This is a genomic window from Sphingomonas sp. TX0543 (assembly GCF_048565505.1).
In the GTDB taxonomy this organism is placed as follows: domain Bacteria; phylum Pseudomonadota; class Alphaproteobacteria; order Sphingomonadales; family Sphingomonadaceae; genus Sphingomonas.
In genome coordinates this window covers 2,082,884-2,098,328 of sequence record NZ_JBLZUS010000002.1, presented here as the reverse complement: position 1 = coordinate 2,098,328, position 15,445 = coordinate 2,082,884, and the positions used below count along the sequence as shown (strand labels likewise).

22 protein-coding genes and 1 other RNA gene are annotated in these 15,445 nt (G+C 64.7%); 13 read left to right on the top strand and 10 right to left on the bottom strand.

Translation table 11 applies throughout. The features are described 5' to 3' along the window. Nucleotides 1–12: 12 nt before the first annotated feature. The gene (gene ffh / locus ACM61V_RS10715) at nt 13–1,494 is read right to left on the bottom strand and encodes a signal recognition particle protein (protein WP_137786037.1); all 1,482 of its coding nucleotides are present in this window, start codon (nt 1,492–1,494) and stop codon (nt 13–15) included. A gap of 404 nt (nt 1,495–1,898) precedes the next feature. On the opposite strand from ffh, the gene ACM61V_RS10710 reads away from it, so the two are divergent. The 4 genes from ACM61V_RS10710 (at nt 1,899) to ACM61V_RS10695 (ending at nt 5,899) form a co-directional block, all read left to right on the top strand. Further along, nucleotides 1,899–3,098, top strand: coding sequence for an EAL domain-containing protein (locus ACM61V_RS10710; protein ID WP_419713980.1), 1,200 nt, complete (start codon nt 1,899–1,901; stop codon nt 3,096–3,098). 70 nt (nt 3,099–3,168) lie between these two features. Next, nucleotides 3,169–4,356, top strand: a complete 1,188-nt coding sequence (locus ACM61V_RS10705) for a MiaB/RimO family radical SAM methylthiotransferase (protein ID WP_419713979.1) — start codon at nt 3,169–3,171, stop codon at nt 4,354–4,356. Then, the gene (gene ftsY / locus ACM61V_RS10700; RefSeq protein ID WP_137786034.1) at nt 4,353–5,291 is read left to right on the top strand and encodes a signal recognition particle-docking protein FtsY; all 939 of its coding nucleotides are present in this window, start codon (nt 4,353–4,355) and stop codon (nt 5,289–5,291) included. The genes ACM61V_RS10705 and ftsY overlap by 4 nt, the downstream gene beginning before the upstream one ends. After that, nucleotides 5,288–5,899, top strand: coding sequence for a septation protein A (locus ACM61V_RS10695; protein ID WP_137786033.1), 612 nt, complete (start codon nt 5,288–5,290; stop codon nt 5,897–5,899). Before ftsY ends, ACM61V_RS10695 begins: the two co-directional genes overlap by 4 nt. 60 nt (nt 5,900–5,959) lie before the next feature. Here the strand turns inward: ACM61V_RS10695 and ACM61V_RS10690 are convergent, their stop codons facing one another. Together ACM61V_RS10690 and pspF are read right to left on the bottom strand one after the other, a co-directional pair. Next, nucleotides 5,960–6,571: a superoxide dismutase gene (locus ACM61V_RS10690; RefSeq protein WP_137786032.1), complete on the bottom strand. Its 612-nt coding sequence runs from the start codon at nt 6,569–6,571 to the stop codon at nt 5,960–5,962. Between the two features lie 63 nt (nt 6,572–6,634). Further along, nucleotides 6,635–7,672, bottom strand: a complete 1,038-nt coding sequence (gene pspF, locus ACM61V_RS10685) for a phage shock protein operon transcriptional activator (protein ID WP_137786031.1) — start codon at nt 7,670–7,672, stop codon at nt 6,635–6,637. Here pspF and ACM61V_RS10680 point away from each other — a divergent pair. The 9 genes from ACM61V_RS10680 (at nt 7,659) to ACM61V_RS10640 (ending at nt 11,080) form a co-directional block, all read left to right on the top strand. Beyond that, nucleotides 7,659–7,991, top strand: a complete 333-nt coding sequence (locus tag ACM61V_RS10680; RefSeq protein WP_137786030.1) for a hypothetical protein — start codon at nt 7,659–7,661, stop codon at nt 7,989–7,991. The two genes, pspF and ACM61V_RS10680, sit on opposite strands and share 14 nt — an antisense overlap. Before the next feature lie 86 nt (nt 7,992–8,077). After that, nucleotides 8,078–8,746 (top strand): phage shock protein PspA, encoded by a 669-nt coding sequence (gene pspA, locus ACM61V_RS10675; protein ID WP_137786029.1) that lies wholly within the window; start codon nt 8,078–8,080, stop codon nt 8,744–8,746. Nucleotide 8,747: 1 nt separating this feature from the next. Then, entirely contained in the window at nt 8,748–9,035 is a 288-nt protein-coding gene (gene pspB, locus ACM61V_RS10670) for an envelope stress response membrane protein PspB (RefSeq protein WP_137786028.1), read from the top strand. After that, nucleotides 9,035–9,418: an envelope stress response membrane protein PspC gene (pspC, locus tag ACM61V_RS10665; protein WP_137786027.1), complete on the top strand. Its 384-nt coding sequence runs from the start codon at nt 9,035–9,037 to the stop codon at nt 9,416–9,418. The genes pspB and pspC overlap by 1 nt, the downstream gene beginning before the upstream one ends. Nucleotides 9,419–9,448: 30 nt before the next feature. Next, entirely contained in the window at nt 9,449–9,751 is a 303-nt protein-coding gene (locus ACM61V_RS10660; RefSeq protein WP_137786026.1) for a hypothetical protein, read from the top strand. 12 nt (nt 9,752–9,763) lie between these two features. Beyond that, complete coding sequence (locus tag ACM61V_RS10655; RefSeq protein WP_137786025.1) at nt 9,764–10,039, top strand: hypothetical protein; 276 nt, start codon at nt 9,764–9,766, stop codon at nt 10,037–10,039. Between the two features lie 50 nt (nt 10,040–10,089). Continuing rightward, nucleotides 10,090–10,338, top strand: coding sequence for a hypothetical protein (locus ACM61V_RS10650; protein ID WP_137786024.1), 249 nt, complete (start codon nt 10,090–10,092; stop codon nt 10,336–10,338). Nucleotides 10,339–10,353: 15 nt separating this feature from the next. Beyond that, nucleotides 10,354–10,593: a hypothetical protein gene (locus ACM61V_RS10645; RefSeq protein ID WP_137786023.1), complete on the top strand. Its 240-nt coding sequence runs from the start codon at nt 10,354–10,356 to the stop codon at nt 10,591–10,593. 73 nt (nt 10,594–10,666) lie between these two features. Next, nucleotides 10,667–11,080 carry a SufE family protein gene (locus tag ACM61V_RS10640; protein ID WP_137786022.1) on the top strand — a complete coding sequence of 138 codons (414 nt, stop codon included), beginning with the start codon at nt 10,667–10,669 and terminating at the stop codon, nt 11,078–11,080. A 5-nt stretch (nt 11,081–11,085) separates the two neighbouring features. On the opposite strand, the gene ACM61V_RS10635 is transcribed toward ACM61V_RS10640, so the two are convergent. The 7 genes from ACM61V_RS10635 to ACM61V_RS10605 form a co-directional block, all read right to left on the bottom strand. Beyond that, nucleotides 11,086–11,385: a (2Fe-2S) ferredoxin domain-containing protein gene (locus tag ACM61V_RS10635; RefSeq protein ID WP_171007510.1), complete on the bottom strand. Its 300-nt coding sequence runs from the start codon at nt 11,383–11,385 to the stop codon at nt 11,086–11,088. Beyond that, on the bottom strand, nt 11,382–11,918 hold the full coding sequence (locus ACM61V_RS10630; protein WP_137786020.1) for a J domain-containing protein: 537 nt from the start codon (nt 11,916–11,918) through the stop codon (nt 11,382–11,384). Before ACM61V_RS10630 ends, ACM61V_RS10635 begins: the two co-directional genes overlap by 4 nt. An 89-nt stretch (nt 11,919–12,007) precedes the next feature. Continuing rightward, an RNA gene (gene rnpB, locus ACM61V_RS10625) (RNase P RNA component class A) lies at nt 12,008–12,387 on the bottom strand. Between the two features lie 10 nt (nt 12,388–12,397). Continuing rightward, nucleotides 12,398–13,087: an N-acetylmuramoyl-L-alanine amidase gene (locus ACM61V_RS10620; RefSeq protein ID WP_137786019.1), complete on the bottom strand. Its 690-nt coding sequence runs from the start codon at nt 13,085–13,087 to the stop codon at nt 12,398–12,400. Between the two features lie 48 nt (nt 13,088–13,135). Then, entirely contained in the window at nt 13,136–13,999 is an 864-nt protein-coding gene (locus ACM61V_RS10615) for a CheR family methyltransferase (RefSeq protein WP_249341459.1), read from the bottom strand. Next, nucleotides 13,996–15,054 (bottom strand): chemotaxis protein CheB, encoded by a 1,059-nt coding sequence (locus tag ACM61V_RS10610; protein ID WP_137786018.1) that lies wholly within the window; start codon nt 15,052–15,054, stop codon nt 13,996–13,998. Before ACM61V_RS10610 ends, ACM61V_RS10615 begins: the two co-directional genes overlap by 4 nt. A 13-nt stretch (nt 15,055–15,067) precedes the next feature. After that, nucleotides 15,068–15,433: a response regulator gene (locus ACM61V_RS10605; RefSeq protein WP_137786017.1), complete on the bottom strand. Its 366-nt coding sequence runs from the start codon at nt 15,431–15,433 to the stop codon at nt 15,068–15,070. Nucleotides 15,434–15,445 lie beyond the last annotated feature (12 nt).

The window sequence follows — 15,445 nt, the reverse complement described above, 5'->3', positions numbered from 1 at the left end:
TCTTGGTTATGCTTACTTCTTGAATTTTCCGAAACCTGGCGGAAGGCCTCCGGCACCGCCGGGAAGTCCCGGCAGGCCGGCACCGGCCTTGCCCAGCATGTCCCCCAGTTCCGCGCCGCCGAGCGCGTTGCCCAGGCCGCCCATGCCACCCTTGCCGAGCATCGCCATCATGCCCTTGAGGCCGCCCATCTTCTTGATCCGCTTCATCGCGGTGGACATTTCCTGATGCATCTTGAGCAGCTTGTTCACGTCCTGCACGGTCGTCCCGCTGCCCTTGGCGATGCGGATCTTGCGCTTGGCGTTGATAAGCTCGGGCTTGCCGCGCTCTTTTGGCGTCATCGAGGTTATCATCGCGTCCATGCGCAGCAGGATCTTCTCGTCGACCGCGCCAGAGGCCATCGCCTGCTGCGCTTTCTTCATGCCCGGAATCATGCCCGCCAGCGCGCCAAGACCGCCCATCCGGCGCATCTGGGCGAGCTGACCACGCAGATCGTCCATGTCGAACTGGCCCTTGGAAAGCCGCGCCGCCATGCGCTCGGCGTCTTCCTGCTGGATCGCCTCCGCCGCGCGTTCAACCAGCGAAACCACGTCGCCCATGCCAAGGATGCGGCCGGCCACACGCTCGGGATGAAAAGGCTCGATCGCATCCAGCTTTTCGCCGGTGCCTGCAAACTTGATCGGCTTGCCGGTAACGGCCCGCATCGACAGTGCTGCGCCGCCACGCGCATCGCCGTCCATGCGGGTCAGCACCACGCCCGTCAGCGGCACCTGCTGGGAGAAGTTCTGCGCGACGTTGACCGCATCCTGCCCGGTCAGCGAATCGACGACGAGCAGGATTTCCTGCGGCCGCGCGATTTCCGCGACGGCCTGCATCTCGTCCATCAGCGCCTGATCGACATGAAGGCGCCCGGCGGTGTCGAGCATCAGCACGTCGAAACCCTGGAGCTTCGCCGCCTGCAACGACCGCCGCGCTATATCGACCGGCTGCTGCCCGGCGACGATTGGCAGCGTCTGCACCTCGATCTGCTTGCCGAGCGTGGCCAGCTGCTCCTGCGCGGCCGGGCGATTGACGTCCAGCGACGCCATCAGCACCTTCTTGCGCTCCTTCCCCGCAAGCAACCTGGCGATCTTAGCGGTGGTGGTCGTCTTGCCGGAGCCCTGCAGACCCACCATCATGATGACAGCCGGCGGCGCCGCATTGAGATCGAGCGCGGCATCCTGCGGATTGGCGCCGCCGAGCATCTCGACCAGCGCGTCGTTGACGATCTTGACGACCTGCTGCCCCGGCGTGATCGAGCGCAGCACATTCTGCCCGACCGCCTTTTCCGTCGCATCCTCGACGAACTTGCGCGCGACCGGCAGCGCCACATCCGCCTCGAGCAGCGCGATGCGCACCTCCCGCATCGCCTGGCGCACGTCGGCCTCGGTCAGCGCGCCACGGCCGCGCAGCCGATCGAACACACCACCAAGACGATCACTGAGGCTGTCGAACATCCAAAACCCTTCTCATCCGGCCCAAACGAAAAAGCGCCGGCGGGCGAAACCTCGCCGGCCAGCGTGCACCACATGGGCGCTTTTCCTTATCGTTCAACGTCGGAACGCGGCGCGGCCTCTAACGCAAAGCACAGATAGAGGCAAGCCGTTCACGCTTAACGGCTTCTATACCCCGTTGTGCGAGATCGATTCCATACCGGCTCGGGAGGACAAGGTCGCCAATGGAAACGCTCGCCATAATTTCTCTGTTGAGCGTGGCCGCGCTGGTTGTAGCCTTCCTTATACTGTCGCGCCTGCCCGGCCGGCGCCTGTCCGCACCGCGCTCACGCATCAATCGCGCAATCCCGCGAGACCCGGCAACGGGACTATGCAATCGTCAGGGATTGCTCGAAGCCGGCGGTAGGGTGTTGGCTCGCGCGGGCACGCGCCCGATCGCTGTGATACTTATCGAGATCGGGCCGGATGCGCCTGTCGGTGCCATTGGCGATCTCGCGCCCGTCATTGCCGCCATCCTTCCCACCGACGCACTGATCGGCGTCGTCCACCCGACCCAGCTCGCGTGCGCCATCACCATCGATCCCTATGCGGCCGACGGGCCAGATCAGGTGGCGAGCCATCTCGGATCATTGCTGTCGCAGCGAGGTGAGTTCGGGGCGCGAGGCGCGACCATCGGCCTTGCCAGATCGGATCGCGACGCCACCTCGATGGAAAGATTGATTGAAGCGGCGGAGACAGCCGCGCTGGCCGCCAGATCGGAGGGCGTCCGCAGCCTGTGGTTCGACGAGGGCATGGCCACCCGGCGGCGCGCGCGCGATACGGTAGCGCACAGCCTGCCGGATGCGATCGAAAGCGGCGCGATCATCCCGTATTTCGAACCGGTGATGGATCTTCAGAGCGGCGATCTTCTCGGGTTCGAGGTGCTCGCCAGATGGGAGCATCCCGTCCATGGCGTTATCGCGCCAGCGCATTTCATCGACATCGCCAGCGAGACGAGCGCGATCGCGGATCTCACCCTTTCCGTTATGCGGCAGGCCCTGTTCGCGGCGCGGGACTGGGATGAGCGACTGATAATGTCCGTCAATTTCGCGGTGCCGCAGATGCGCGATCCGTGGCTCGCCCAGAAAGTGATCCGGTTGCTGACCGAACTGGGCTATCCTCCCGCGCGGCTGGAGATCGAGCTTACCGAAGGCGCGTTGATGGACCCGCACGGGGTCGCGCCGTCGATCGTCGAGAGCCTCAAGGCGCAGGGCGTACGCGTCGCGCTCGACGATTTCGGCACCGGCGTTTCCAGCCTCACGCATCTGCGGGCACTGCCTTTCGATCGAATCAAGATCGATCACTCGATCGTGACCCGGATGGTGGACGATCCCGCCCGCGCCTCGATCGCCGACGCCATCCTGCGACTGGGCGAAAGCCTGCATCTGCCTGTTGTCGCCGAGGGAGTGGAAAGCGCACGAATCGCTGATCGTCTGCGCGCCATGGGCTGTACGATCGGCCAGGGCTATGTGTTCGGCCAGCCGATGAATCTGATGCAGACCCGCCGGATGCTGGCCGAGCAGCGACTGATACCCATGGCCGTAGTTCCCGACCGACTGGCAAGCTGAGGCGCGCAGACAACCGCCGCGCGCGGCGTTTTCGTGGACTTCCGCGCCGCTCCTCCCTAGATCGCCCCGCATGACCGCCCTGCCCCGACCCGACGTCGTGACCCTGGGATGTCGCCTGAATCTTTCCGAAAGCGAAACGATCCGCGGCCTGATCGGCCCGCGCGACGCCGTCGTGGTCAATACCTGCGGCGTCACCAACGAAGCGGTCAAACAGAGCCGTGCCGCGATTCGCCGCGCGCACCGCGCTCGTCCGACGGCGGAGATCGTCGCTACCGGCTGCGCGGCACAGATGGATCCCGAGAGCTTCGCCGCGCTTCCAGGCGTAACGCGGGTGGTGAGCAATACGGCGAAGTTGCTTCCCGCCACCTGGAGCGGATTCCCCAATCGCGCCCCGCCGCGTCGCCATGCCCGCGCTTTCGTCGGCGTGCAGAACGGCTGTGACCACGCGTGCACCTTCTGCGCCATCCCCGCGGGCCGCGGGCCGAGCAGAAGCGACCGGGCCGGTGAGATCGTGGCGCGTATCGCGGCACTGGTGGAGGCCGGCGCGCGCGAAGTGGTGCTGACCGGGGTCGATCTCCCCAGTTATGCCGACGGGGATGTGACGCTTGGCGGGCTGGTGGAGCGCATTCTTGTCGGCGTTCCAGCTCTGCCCCGGCTCCGGCTCTCGTCGCTCGACACGATCGAGATCGACGATCGCCTGTTCGAACTCATCACTGGCGAAGCGCGGCTCATGCCGCATCTCCATCTGTCATTGCAGGCGGGTGACGACCTCATCCTGAAGCGCATGAAGCGGCGCCATCTTCGCGGCGATGCAGTGCGCATGATCGAACGGATCAAGGCAAAGCGGGACGTCGCGATCGGAGCAGACCTGATCGCCGGCTTCCCGACGGAAAGTGAGACGATGTTCGCCAATACGCTGGCGCTGATCGAGGAATGCGCAATCGTCCATGCGCATGTATTCCCCTATTCGCCGCGCGAAAACACGCCCGCCGCGCGGATGCCGCAGGTGCCGACCGATATCGCCCGCGCACGCGCCACACGGTTGCGTGACGCGGCGGCGCGGCTGAAACGCATCTGGCTTGCGGGGCAAATCGGCTCCGAGCAGGCCATTGTGCTGGAAAAACCCGGCGATCGCGGCCACACCGGCGGCTTCGCGGACGCGCGGCTGACAGCTACGCCCACTGCCGCGGTCGGCGAACTCCTGTCGGTGCGCTTCATCTGCGCGACTGACGATTACCTCATCGGAACACCCATATGAGCACCACTCCATCCTGGCACGAAAAGCTGCTCGGCGGCTTTCGCCGTACGTCCGATCGGCTGATCGGCAATCTCACCGGGCTCGGCACCGCCCCGCTTGACGATACGACGCTGGACGAGATCGAGGAGGCGCTGATCGCGTCCGATCTCGGGCCTGAAACCGCCGGCAAAATCCGCGCGCGGCTTGCCGAAGGCAGCTTCGAGCGCAACATGGAAGATCTGGGTATCCGCCTGGTCGTCGCCGAGGAAGTGGAGAAGGTGCTGGCGCAGGTCGCAAGGCCGATCGAGGTGGATGCTTTTCCCCGCCCGCAGGTGATCCTCGTCATCGGCGTCAACGGTTCGGGCAAGACCACCACGATCGCCAAACTCGCGCACCTGTTCCTCGAACAGGATTATGGCGTGATGCTCGCGGCGGGCGATACGTTCCGTGCCGCCGCAATCGGGCAACTTGCGACCTGGGCCGAGCGCGTTGGCGTACCGATCGTAACCGGGCCGGAGGGCGGCGATGCGGCTGGCGTAGTATGGGACGCGGTGAAGCAGGCGACCGCGACCGGCATCGACGTCCTGATCGTCGACACTGCCGGCCGGCTCCAGAACAAGCGCGAGTTGATGGACGAGCTGGCGAAAATTCGCCGCGTGTTGGGCCGCATCAACCCGGCGTCGCCGCATGACGTGGTACTGGTTCTGGATGCAACCACCGGGCAGAACGCGCTGTCGCAGATCGAGGTGTTCAAGGAAGTGGCGGGCGTCACCGGGCTGGTGATGACCAAATTGGACGGCACGGCGCGGGGCGGCGTGCTGGTCGCTGCCGCGGAGCGCTACGGCCTGCCGATTCACGCCATCGGCATGGGCGAGGGGATGACCGATTTGAGACCTTTCGATGCCAACGAAGTCAGCCGGATCATCGCCGGGGTGGACGAAGGAGCACGCAAGTGAGCGAGCAGCGCAACGCATCCGCAGGCTTCCGCCTCGCGCTGGATTATGGGCCGCTGATCGTGTTTTTCGCGGTAAATTTCCTGGCGCCCGGCGCAGCGATCTTCCGTATCATCGCGGCGACCGCCGCGTTCATGATCGCGATGGTCGTGGCGCTGGCGATGTCATGGTTCAGAACCGGGCGCGTCTCGCCGATGCTGCTGATATCCGCGGCGCTGGTGCTGGTGTTCGGCGGGCTGACAATCTATTTTCACGACGAGCGCTTCATCAAGATGAAGCCGACGTTCGTCTATGCGATCTTCGCCGCCGTGCTTGGCTTCGGCCTTGCGACCGGGCGGCCCCTGCTCCAGAGCCTGCTGGAAACCGCGTATCCCGGCCTGGATCAGCAGGGGTGGCGCAAGCTTACCCGCAATTGGGCGATCTTCTTCGTATTCATGGCTGTGCTCAACGAGGCCGTGTGGCGCAACAGCACCACCGATTTCTGGGTAGGGTTCAAGCTGTGGGGCGCGATTCCACTGACGCTGGTGTTCGCTTTCGCCAATGTGCCGATGCTGATGAAGCACGGCCTGCAGGCTGGCAGCGCGCCCGAAACGATCCCGCCGGAAGGGTGATACGAAAAGGGCGGCGCCAAAGCGGCACCGCCCTTCCCTTCCGGTTTTGCGGAAACGCGCTCAGCCTACCGCGGCGTCATAACGGCGGCCGGCCTCGTCCCAGTTCACGACGTCCCACCAGGACTTCAGATAGCCGGGGCGATCGTTCTTGTAGGTGAGGTAATAGGCGTGCTCCCACACGTCGTTGCCAAGGATCGGGGTGCCCGGTTCCTTCGCATCGTCCATCAGCGGATTATCCTGATTGGGCGTCGACGTGACCTTCAGCTTGCCCGACGAATCAGCGATCACCCAGGCCCAGCCGGAGCCGAACTGCCCGGCGCCCTTGCCGTTGAAATCTTCCTTCAGCTTGTCGAGCCCGCCATAGGCATCGATCGCTTCCTTGAGCTTGCCCGACGGCTGGGTCGAACCAGCCGGCCCCATGATCTTCCAGAAGAAATCGTGGTTCCAATAACCGCCGCCGTTATTGCGCACGAGCGGCGGGAGTTGCGAGATCATGCCAAGGATCTGTTCGATCGATTTGCCGGCCAGTTTGGGATCGGCATCGACGCCCTCGTTCAGCTTGGCGGTATAGGCAGCATGATGCTTGTCATGGTGAAAGGTCATCGTCTCCTTCGAGATGACCGGCTCCAGCGCGTCATAGGCATAGGGAAGCGGGGGGAGTTCGAAAGCCATTAGATCCTCCTTAGGTCTCGCGCAGGCAAACGCGACGCGGCCCAAATGGCTCCCGAAACGTCGTTACGCAACCGCTCCGACCAGATCGTGCCGACGGAGTGCATGGCGAAGCTGGTCATAGCTGAGGCCGAGCGCATCGGCGGTGGAGCGCTGGTTGAAGCGATTCTCCGCCAGCGCGCGCGTCAGCAGTTCCTTCTCGAACCGCGCCACCCGGCTCTTGAAATCCGATGGCCCCATGTCGCACGCGGCGACCTCGTCGCCATCGCTCGAACCGGCAGACTGCGCGGCAGCCGGGTTGACCGGCGATGGCGATCCGCTGCTGCCGGGACGGTACGGCGAGGCGAAGGGATCGAATTCGATCACGTCGATCGGATCGGTCAGATTCCAGCGATAAACGGCGCGCTCCACCACGTTGCGCAACTCGCGCACATTGCCCGGCCAGCGATATTCCAGCATCGCATCCAGTGCCGCAGGGCCAAAGCCGGACCAGCTTTCCCAGCCAAGTTCCGCCGCCATCCGGCGCCCGAAGAATTCCGCCAGCACGGGGATATCACCGCGCCGCGCTCGAAGCGGGGGCAGGGTCACGACCTCGAACGAAAGCCGGTCAAGCAGGTCGGCGCGAAATTCGTGGCGATCCACCTTGTCCGGCAAATGCTCGTTGGTGGCCGCGACGATGCGGACATCCACCCGAACCGGGCGCGAAGAGCCGATCCGCGTCACCTCGCCATATTCTACCGCGCGCAGCAGCCGTTCCTGCGCGCCCATAGACAAGGTGCCGAGTTCGTCGAGAAACAAAGTGCCGCGATCCGCCTCCTCGAATCGGCCGACTCGCGCCTTGGTCGCGCCGGTGAAAGCGCCGGCCTCGTGCCCGAACAACTCTGCCTCGATCAGCGTTTCGGGCAGCGCCGCGCAGTTCATGACGACCAGCGGCTGATCCCAGCGCGGGCTGAGCCGGTGGAGCCTTTCAGCGACCAATTCCTTGCCCGTGCCGCGTTCCCCGATCACCAGCACCGGGCGATCAAGCGCCGCCGCGCGGCTCGCACGCTCCAGCACGTCGAGAAATACGCCGGACTGCCCGATAACCTGCGTGCTGCGCTCCATCACCAATAACTGGCGAATTTTCCCAACGCTTGGCAAGTGGGTGATCGCAACTTTTCGGCAGCGCTGGGCAAAAGTGACGGAAATCAGCCAAAAACAGAATTGGCACGCCTCCTGCAAAGCTATTGGCAACCGTCAAACGACGGAGCAACAGATCAAAATCTCGGAGGAAGACATGACCAAGCTGGACATCATCGGCCGCAACGCTGCCGCCCTCGCCCTCACCATCCTCGCCAGCGCGACGATGCTGATCGCCGCGGTCGGCCCGGCCAATCAGGGGAATGCAGTTCAGGCGACCGCGATCGATCGTTCGATCGCTTAAGTCGCCGCCGCCGGGGCATGCGTCGCCCCCTCGCCCCACCCCGGCGGAACGTTTATATCGGCGGGGGCAAATTTGGAGTTTCGTGAATGGGCATCTTTTCCCGCACCCGCGACATCGTCGCCGCGAATATGGCAGAGCTGCTCGAAAAGGCGGAAGATCCCGCGAAGATGATCCGCATGATCATCCTCGAGATGGAGGAAACGCTGGTGGAGGTCCGGGCGTCAGCCGCACGGACGATCGCCGACAGCAAGGAAATGCGCCGCCACATCGCGAAACTGGAAGCGCTTGAGGCGAACTGGACGGAGAAAGCGGAGCTGGCGCTTTCCAAGGATCGCGAGGATCTGGCGAAGGCCGCCCTGATGGAGCGGCAGCGCGCCAGTGACATGATGGAACAGCTCCGCGCCGAGGTGAAGGTCTTGGACGATTCGCTGCGGTCTTCGGAGGACGACATCGCGAAGCTGCAGAGCAAGCTGCGCGAGGCGCGTGCCAAGCAGAACAATATCGCGACCCGCCTGGAAAGCGCCAACAACCGCACCCGGCTTCGCGAGATGTGGAACGGCCCTCGCACGCACGAGGCGTTCAGCCGGTTCGATATGCTGGAGCGCCGCGTGGACGAGGCCGAAGGGCGCGCAGACGCAATGGGCCTGGGCGCACAACCCAAGACGCTCGACGAAGAGATAGCAGAGCTGAAATCCGCTGACCGGATCGACGCCGAACTGGCTGCGCTGAAGGCGCGGCTGAGCAAGGGGAATTGAAATGGAGGACGTTCTCGTCCCGGTGTTCGTCTGCGGCATCCTGTTCATCGGATTGCCCTGGCTGATCATGCACTATGTCACGAAATGGAAGCAGGCCCCCGGCGCGATGACGACCGAGGACGAGCAGTTGCTCGACGAGCTTCACTCGCTCGCCCGCCGGCTTGAGGACCGCGTGACAACCGTCGAGCGGCTGGTCGCCGCCGACAATCCCGATTTCCGACCGGGTCTCACCGATTACAGCCGCGATCGCGACTATCGGCTGGAAGACCAGCATCAGAGGAGGAACTGATGGCCGAGGACAGCCCGACAAGGTTCTATCTCGACAAGCAGAATGCCAAGTGGAAAGGCGTCTGCGCCGGGATCGCCGATTATACCGGGATCGATCCGCTCTGGGTGCGTCTGGGCACCGCAGCGATGGTCTTCATCGCGCAGCAATGGTGGATCATCATCGCGTACATGGTGATCGCCTGGGTCACGCCGAAGAAGCCGATCGGCCTCTACAACAGCCGCGACGAAGAGAAATTCTGGCAGGGCGTGCGCTCCAATCCGAAACGCACCACCGGCGAGGTCCGCTCCAAGTTCCGCGAACTGGATCGCCGGCTGGCCGATATCGAGCTGCACTACACCAGCCGCAACACGCAACTCGCCAACGAGATCGACAGCCTGCGCTAAGGGCATAAGCGGGCAACGGAGAGAATTGTCATGCACGACTTCGGTTTCCTGGTGCCGATCGCCATCGTCGGGATCGTTTTTGGCAGCCGCGCCTTCCGCACCTGGGTTCAGGCGAAGCACGGATACCCGCTGGACGACATTCGCCGGGGGCGTCGCGGAGCTTCGAGCCTCGACGATCAGCGGCAGATCATGCTGCTGTCGAACGAAAACGAAAAGCTGACCGGACAGATCAGTCGCCTCGAAGATCGCCTCGCCGTGCTGGAACGGATCGCAACGGATCCCGCGACCCGCACCGCCGCCGAAATCGAAGCGCTGCGCGATCGGGCGAATTGAGGAGCACTCAACATGCAGGAGTGGTTCATTCTGGCCTTCTTCATGATCGTGATCGGCCTGCCGGTGACACTCGGCATCGGGGGCGAGACGTTCAAGCGCTGGCTGCGTCACAAGGAGACGATGGCTGCCACGCTCAACGCGCAGGCCGCGGAGAAAGCGGCGCAATATGCGGCGCATACCGATCGGCTCGAACAACGCGTGCGGGTGCTCGAGAGGATCGTGACTGACAAAGGCATCGCAGTTGCACATGAAATCGAGCGACTGCGCGACGATCATCAGTTGAACTGACGTCGTTCAAACGACGCTGACAAACAAACTAGGGCAAGGGAGCCTGGACGATGGGTCCGTTTTCAATGGTGGTTGCGATCGTGCTGATCGCGACGCTGGGCAAGATTTTCTCCGAACGCTACAAGGCGCTCGGCCGCGAGCAGGATGGGCAACAGCTCCTTCCCCCGGCCGACCTCATCGCCGCGCGGGACGAGATCCGCCAGCTCAAGGATCGTGTCGCCGTCCTTGAACGTGTCATCACCGACAATCATGGCAGCCACGATCTGAGCCGTCAGATCGACGAGCTGCGCGATCGCTGACGAGGGAGTCGAACAATGTCCGACCCGAGCTTCTATCTCACCATGGCGTCCGCCGCGCTTGCCGGTCTTGCAATGCTGATCGGCGCCGGGCTTTCGGGATGGCGCGGCTGGCTGCAACTCAAGCAGAACCAGATCGCCATGGAAAATGACCTGCGCGCACCCGGCGCGCCAAGCACGACCGCGCGAATCGAGATCGCCGATCTCAAGGAGCGCATCCGCAAGCTGGAGGCGATCGCCGCCGGCGTCGATCTGTAATCGTGAAACCGGGCACCGTCGCCTCGCGCGTCGAGGTTGCGACCGTGCCCGGGAAACTCTAGGCGGTGCGACAATGGCCGACCGCACCGATATCGCCGAGCTCCACGCCGAATATGAATTTCTCGATGCCGACGATCGCTACCGGCTGCTGATCGATCTTGGCCGGGGGCTGGAGCCGATGCCGGACGCGCTCAAGACGGATGCGACCCTGGTTCGCGGCTGTTCGGCCGCGGTCTGGGTCTATCCCCAGCAGCGCGAGGACGGGACGCTGCATTTCCTGGCGGACAGCAATGCGGCGATCACCAAGGGAATTATCGCATTGGTGCTCGCGACCGTGCAGGATCACACACCGGCGGAGGTGCGCGCCACCGATATCGACGCCGCGCTGGCGCCGTTCGAATTGAAAGCGCAACTCAGCTCGAACCGGACCCAGGGCATCCCGAACATGATCGCGTTGATCCGCGATACCGCCGCGCGGCTCGCCTGATCGGATCAGAAACGCGCCAGCAGTCGGGCGGCCAGCAGGGCAACATCGTCATGGCGATCGATCACCAGCCACTCACCCGGACGACGCGTATCCACGACGGTCACGGCATTCTTGGGGCAGAGGCCAAGGCACTTCGTCTCGATCACCCCAACCTCGGCCTTGCGCCCCTTCCCCAGCCCGGGAAATTTGCGCAGCGCCTTCGCGAGCGCCCCGCGCCCGCTCTTCCCGAAACCGCCACCGATCTTGCGGGTGCATTTGCCACACACCAGCGCCGCACCATGCCACTGCGCCCGCGCGTGCTTCATGCCGGGCGCCAGGTTCTGGCTTCCTCGGCGACACGCAGCACATCATACGCAGCCTGAATCGCCTGAAAACGTGTCGCGGCATCCGTATCGCCGGGCCGCACATCGGGATGATTGGCCTTCGCAAGCCGCCGCCAGGCCGCGCGCACCGCGTCGAAATCGGCGTCGGACTCGAGCTCCAGCACCTCCAGCGCGCGCATCTCGTCGCGGGATCGGGTTCCATCGCCCGGGCCGCCCCAGCCATAATGCCTGGCCTGTTCGAAACCGGAGGCATCCCGCCGCTCCGCCGCCTCGCGCTCCGCGGCTTCCTCGGCGCTCAATCCCTCGAAATAGTTCCAGCCACGATTGTATTCGGCGGCATGGCGCTCGCAGAAATACCAGCGATCCGGGCTGTTGGGTGATTTGGGCGCCGGGCAATCGCCCGGCTCATCGCAGCCATGGCGATCGCAGATGCGCACCTGCTGCGCCTCCCGCCCGGCGCCATAGCCCCGCCAGCGTGGAAAACCCCAATCATTGGTCCTGCTCGATCGCGCCATCGCGAAGCGACATAAGGCGATTGCGCGGCGACGCAACCGTCGGCGCGCACTCAGTCGCCCCGAACCCGGCAGCCGGTGCCCGGATGAAAATAGCCAGAGGGCCTGTAAGCCGGGTTCTGTCCATCCCGGCGAGCCGGGATTGGGCGACCATTCCTCTAGGCCCGCCGTTGCCGACAGGCTCAAGCAACCAACCCGGGCGACCGGCGGGAACACGCCGATATGCCGCCCCTATTCGGTTTTGCTCCCGGTGGGGTTTGCCATGCCGCCGCTGTTGCCAGCCGCGCGGTGCGCTCTTGCCGCACCCTTTCACCCTTGCCGCGCCCGTTGCCGGGCGTTTGGCGGTCTGCTCTCTGTGGCACTTTCCCTGGGGTCACCCCCGGCGGGCGTTACCCGCCACCGTTGTTCCGTGGAGCCCGGACTTTCCTCGCCCCCCGCTGAAAGCGGGGGCCGCGGCCGCCCGGCCCTCTGGCGGCACCGCTCTAGTCGTCTCCCTGCGGTTTGGGAAGCAGCAGCGCGAGCAGGATCATGCGGCATTCTGCATCAACCTCGCCATCGACCAGTTCCGGCCGAAACCGCCGCTGGAATGCCATGATCGCCGCCATCGCGTCGCTCACGTCATAGCCGAATCGCTCCAGCGCCAGCAGGAAGCCGGGCTGGCTCCACATCGGATCCACCAGATTCTTGGTCGGGCGCGGCAGCGCCAGCCGGAGCCGTGCGAGCTTTCCCCACGGGAACAGCTCCCCCGGGTCGCGCTTGCGCGCGGGCGCGATATCGGAATGGCCGACGATGTTGCCGCGCGTGATCTGGTGGCGATCCTTGATATCGTGGACCAGGCGGATCACCGCCTCGACCTGCTCGTCCGGGAACGGGCGGTAGCCGAATTCATGCCCCGGATTGACGATCTCGATCCCCACGGAGGCCGAGTTCACATCCTCGATATCGCGCCAGTGCGACGCTCCGGCATGCCAGGCTCGCCTTTCCTCGTCGACGAGCCGCAAGACCGTGCCATCCTCGGCAACCACATAATGCGACGAGACCTTGGCCTCCGGGTCACGCAGACGGGCAATAGCGGATTCGCCGTCCTGCATGCCCGTATAGTGCAGCACGATCATCGTGACCGGCAGCGATCGCTCGTCAAAATTGGGCGACGGCGCCTCGATGATCTTCATTGCATAGTCCCATGCCGGCGCGCGTGCTTCGCTGCCTGTCGTCCATGGCTAGCCCGATGTTGCGGCGGAACCAAGGGCTTGCGGGAACGGTCGTCTAACCTTCGCGTCGGGAGCCCGCTCGTAAAAGCCGCGGAAGCGCTGGCTGGGTATGAAACGGTCGGAAAGCCCGATCACCGTCTCGCCCGCACCAAGCATCAGCAGACCACCGGGGCGCATCGCGTCCGCCAGTCGCCCCAGGATGCGCGTGCGCAGAACGGGAGCAAGGTAAAACAGCACGTTGCGACACAATATTCCGTCGAACCGGCCAGCCGGGGGAGGATCGTCGACAAGGTTGTTGCGGCGATACGTGATGAGCGAGCGCAGCTCGGGCGCGGCGACCCAGTCATTCCCCACCTGCCCGAACCAACGCAACATGCGCGTGACCGCGAGCCCGCGTTGTATCTCGAACTGGCTGTATCGCGCGGCGCGGGCGCGGAGCAGCGCATTCTGTGAGACATCAGTCGCGACGATTTCCGGCACCGCGCCGCGCTCCGCGAAAGACATCGCCAGCGACAGCGGCTCCTGACCGAAGGCGCAGCCCGCGGACCACAAGCGCGGACGATCCCCGCCCCCCGCCAGCACCGCCTCCGCAAATGCGTCAAGGACACCGGGGTCACGGAAGAATGAGGTTTCCTGATTCAGCAACGCATCGACGATCCGTTCGCCCATCGCCGCATCCCTGCCGACGCGCCAGCGCTGGACGAGCTGGTCGATCGTTGCGAAACCGCATTCCGCGACGAGCGGCTTCAGGGCGACATCGATCCGCCAGGTTCGCGACGAGGAAAGCCGTTGCCCGGTGCGCTCCTCAAGGAGCGCTGCAAGTACGCCGATCGAGACGCCGCTGGCGCTGGCGGTTTCCGCAAACGCGCTCACCGGGGACTGGCCTGGGCGGCAATCATCGCGCCGATTTCCTCGGGCGTCATCATCGCGTCGGCATAACCGGCCGCCGCAACCGCGCCAGGCATTCCCCAGATGACCGACGACGCTTCATCCTGCACCACCACCGTGCCGCCGGCACGCCGAACCTCGCCCGCTCCCTCAAGGCCGTCTCGCCCCATACCGCTCAGCACGATCGCGAGGAGCCGTGGGCCGTAAATATCGGCGAGCGAGGCGAACATCGGGTCCACCGAAGGCATGTTGCCATTGGCGACCGGCTCTCGGGAAAGCCGAAGTGCGCCCACCCCTTCGGCAATCGAAACCCCGATCATGTGAGCATCCCCCGGCGCCACGACGATCCTTCCCGGCTGGAGCCGCATCCGGTCGCCGGCGACATCGCACGGTCGGTTGCCAAGCACCGCCATCTGCGCGGCGAAATACGGCGAAAACGCCGCCGGCAGGTGCTGGGTGATAAGAATCGGCCGATCGAACGCCGCCGGAATAGCTCGCAACAGCGCGGACAAAGCGTGTATCCCGCCGGTCGACGCGCCGATCGCCACTACGTCGAATTGCCTCGCGGCCGCGCCGGGGCCGTGCGAGCGCCATGCCGGTGCCACCTCGCGCTCGGTAAGACGCGTCATGCGCTCGCGCAGGCTGTCGGCGAAACGACCCGCGAACCCTGTACCACCCGGTTTTACCAGCGTGTCGGCAGCGCCAAGCGCCAGCGCCTGAACGGTTGCCGATGCTCCCTGATCGCAGCTTGACGATACGACGAGCACTTTGGCGGTGCCGCAAATGGCCAGCAGGTCTGGAAGCCCGGTGAGCCCGTCAACGCCCGGCATCTCCAGATCGAGCAGGATGATATCCACCGGCTCGCCCGCCAGAAAGGCGAGTGCACCGGAAATATCGGCCACCGCGCCGGCGACGACGAACTGCCCGTCTTCCTCCGTCATTCGCGCGAGTACGGCCCGCGCGACAACCGAATCGTCGACGATCAATACCCGCGGAACAGGCCGTGATCGTTCCAGTGAATGGCTGGCCGTTGCCTGCATCGTCAGCCCCGGATCAGGCGAGGCCGACGATCTGGAACTTGCTTTCGAGCGTCTCGCGATCAAACGGCTTCATGACATATTCGTCGGCCCCCGCCTCGATCGCGGCGCGGATATGCGCGGTGCCGTTTTCGGTGGTGCAGAACACCACCTTCGGCCGGGACGTGAGCGCCGTCTCGCGCAGCGCGCGCAGAAACTCCATCCCGCTCATCACGGGCATGTTCCAGTCCAGCAGCACAACATCAGGCGCTGCCGCGACGCAATGGTCGAGCGCCTCACGCCCGTCCGCCGCTTCCGTCACCGAAAAATCCATTCCCTCCAGGATGTGCCGCGCAACTTTGCGGATAACCTTGGAATCATCGACGACGAGGCACGATTTCATGAGGTAATCCTG

What these genes read in the sequence shown, in the direction of transcription:
- pspC (WP_137786027.1), top strand. Translation starts at nt 9,035, where the DNA reads ATGGCCGAGGACAGCCCGACAAGGTTCTATCTCGACAAGCAGAATGCC.
- ACM61V_RS10620 (WP_137786019.1), bottom strand. Translation starts at nt 13,087, where the DNA reads ATGAAGATCATCGAGGCGCCGTCGCCCAATTTTGACGAGCGATCGCTG.
- ACM61V_RS10640 (WP_137786022.1), top strand. Translation starts at nt 10,667, where the DNA reads ATGGCCGACCGCACCGATATCGCCGAGCTCCACGCCGAATATGAATTT.
- ftsY (WP_137786034.1), top strand. Translation starts at nt 4,353, where the DNA reads ATGAGCACCACTCCATCCTGGCACGAAAAGCTGCTCGGCGGCTTTCGC.
- ACM61V_RS10705 (WP_419713979.1), top strand. Translation starts at nt 3,169, where the DNA reads ATGACCGCCCTGCCCCGACCCGACGTCGTGACCCTGGGATGTCGCCTG.
- pspB (WP_137786028.1), top strand. Translation starts at nt 8,748, where the DNA reads ATGGAGGACGTTCTCGTCCCGGTGTTCGTCTGCGGCATCCTGTTCATC.
- ACM61V_RS10635 (WP_171007510.1), bottom strand. Translation starts at nt 11,385, where the DNA reads ATGAAGCACGCGCGGGCGCAGTGGCATGGTGCGGCGCTGGTGTGTGGC.
- ACM61V_RS10630 (WP_137786020.1), bottom strand. Translation starts at nt 11,918, where the DNA reads ATGGCGCGATCGAGCAGGACCAATGATTGGGGTTTTCCACGCTGGCGG.
- ACM61V_RS10660 (WP_137786026.1), top strand. Translation starts at nt 9,449, where the DNA reads ATGCACGACTTCGGTTTCCTGGTGCCGATCGCCATCGTCGGGATCGTT.
- ACM61V_RS10605 (WP_137786017.1), bottom strand. Translation starts at nt 15,433, where the DNA reads ATGAAATCGTGCCTCGTCGTCGATGATTCCAAGGTTATCCGCAAAGTT.
- ACM61V_RS10650 (WP_137786024.1), top strand. Translation starts at nt 10,090, where the DNA reads ATGGGTCCGTTTTCAATGGTGGTTGCGATCGTGCTGATCGCGACGCTG.
- ACM61V_RS10645 (WP_137786023.1), top strand. Translation starts at nt 10,354, where the DNA reads ATGTCCGACCCGAGCTTCTATCTCACCATGGCGTCCGCCGCGCTTGCC.
- ffh (WP_137786037.1), bottom strand. Translation starts at nt 1,494, where the DNA reads ATGTTCGACAGCCTCAGTGATCGTCTTGGTGGTGTGTTCGATCGGCTG.
- pspF (WP_137786031.1), bottom strand. Translation starts at nt 7,672, where the DNA reads ATGGAGCGCAGCACGCAGGTTATCGGGCAGTCCGGCGTATTTCTCGAC.
- ACM61V_RS10690 (WP_137786032.1), bottom strand. Translation starts at nt 6,571, where the DNA reads ATGGCTTTCGAACTCCCCCCGCTTCCCTATGCCTATGACGCGCTGGAG.
- ACM61V_RS10655 (WP_137786025.1), top strand. Translation starts at nt 9,764, where the DNA reads ATGCAGGAGTGGTTCATTCTGGCCTTCTTCATGATCGTGATCGGCCTG.
- pspA (WP_137786029.1), top strand. Translation starts at nt 8,078, where the DNA reads ATGGGCATCTTTTCCCGCACCCGCGACATCGTCGCCGCGAATATGGCA.
- ACM61V_RS10610 (WP_137786018.1), bottom strand. Translation starts at nt 15,054, where the DNA reads ATGCAGGCAACGGCCAGCCATTCACTGGAACGATCACGGCCTGTTCCG.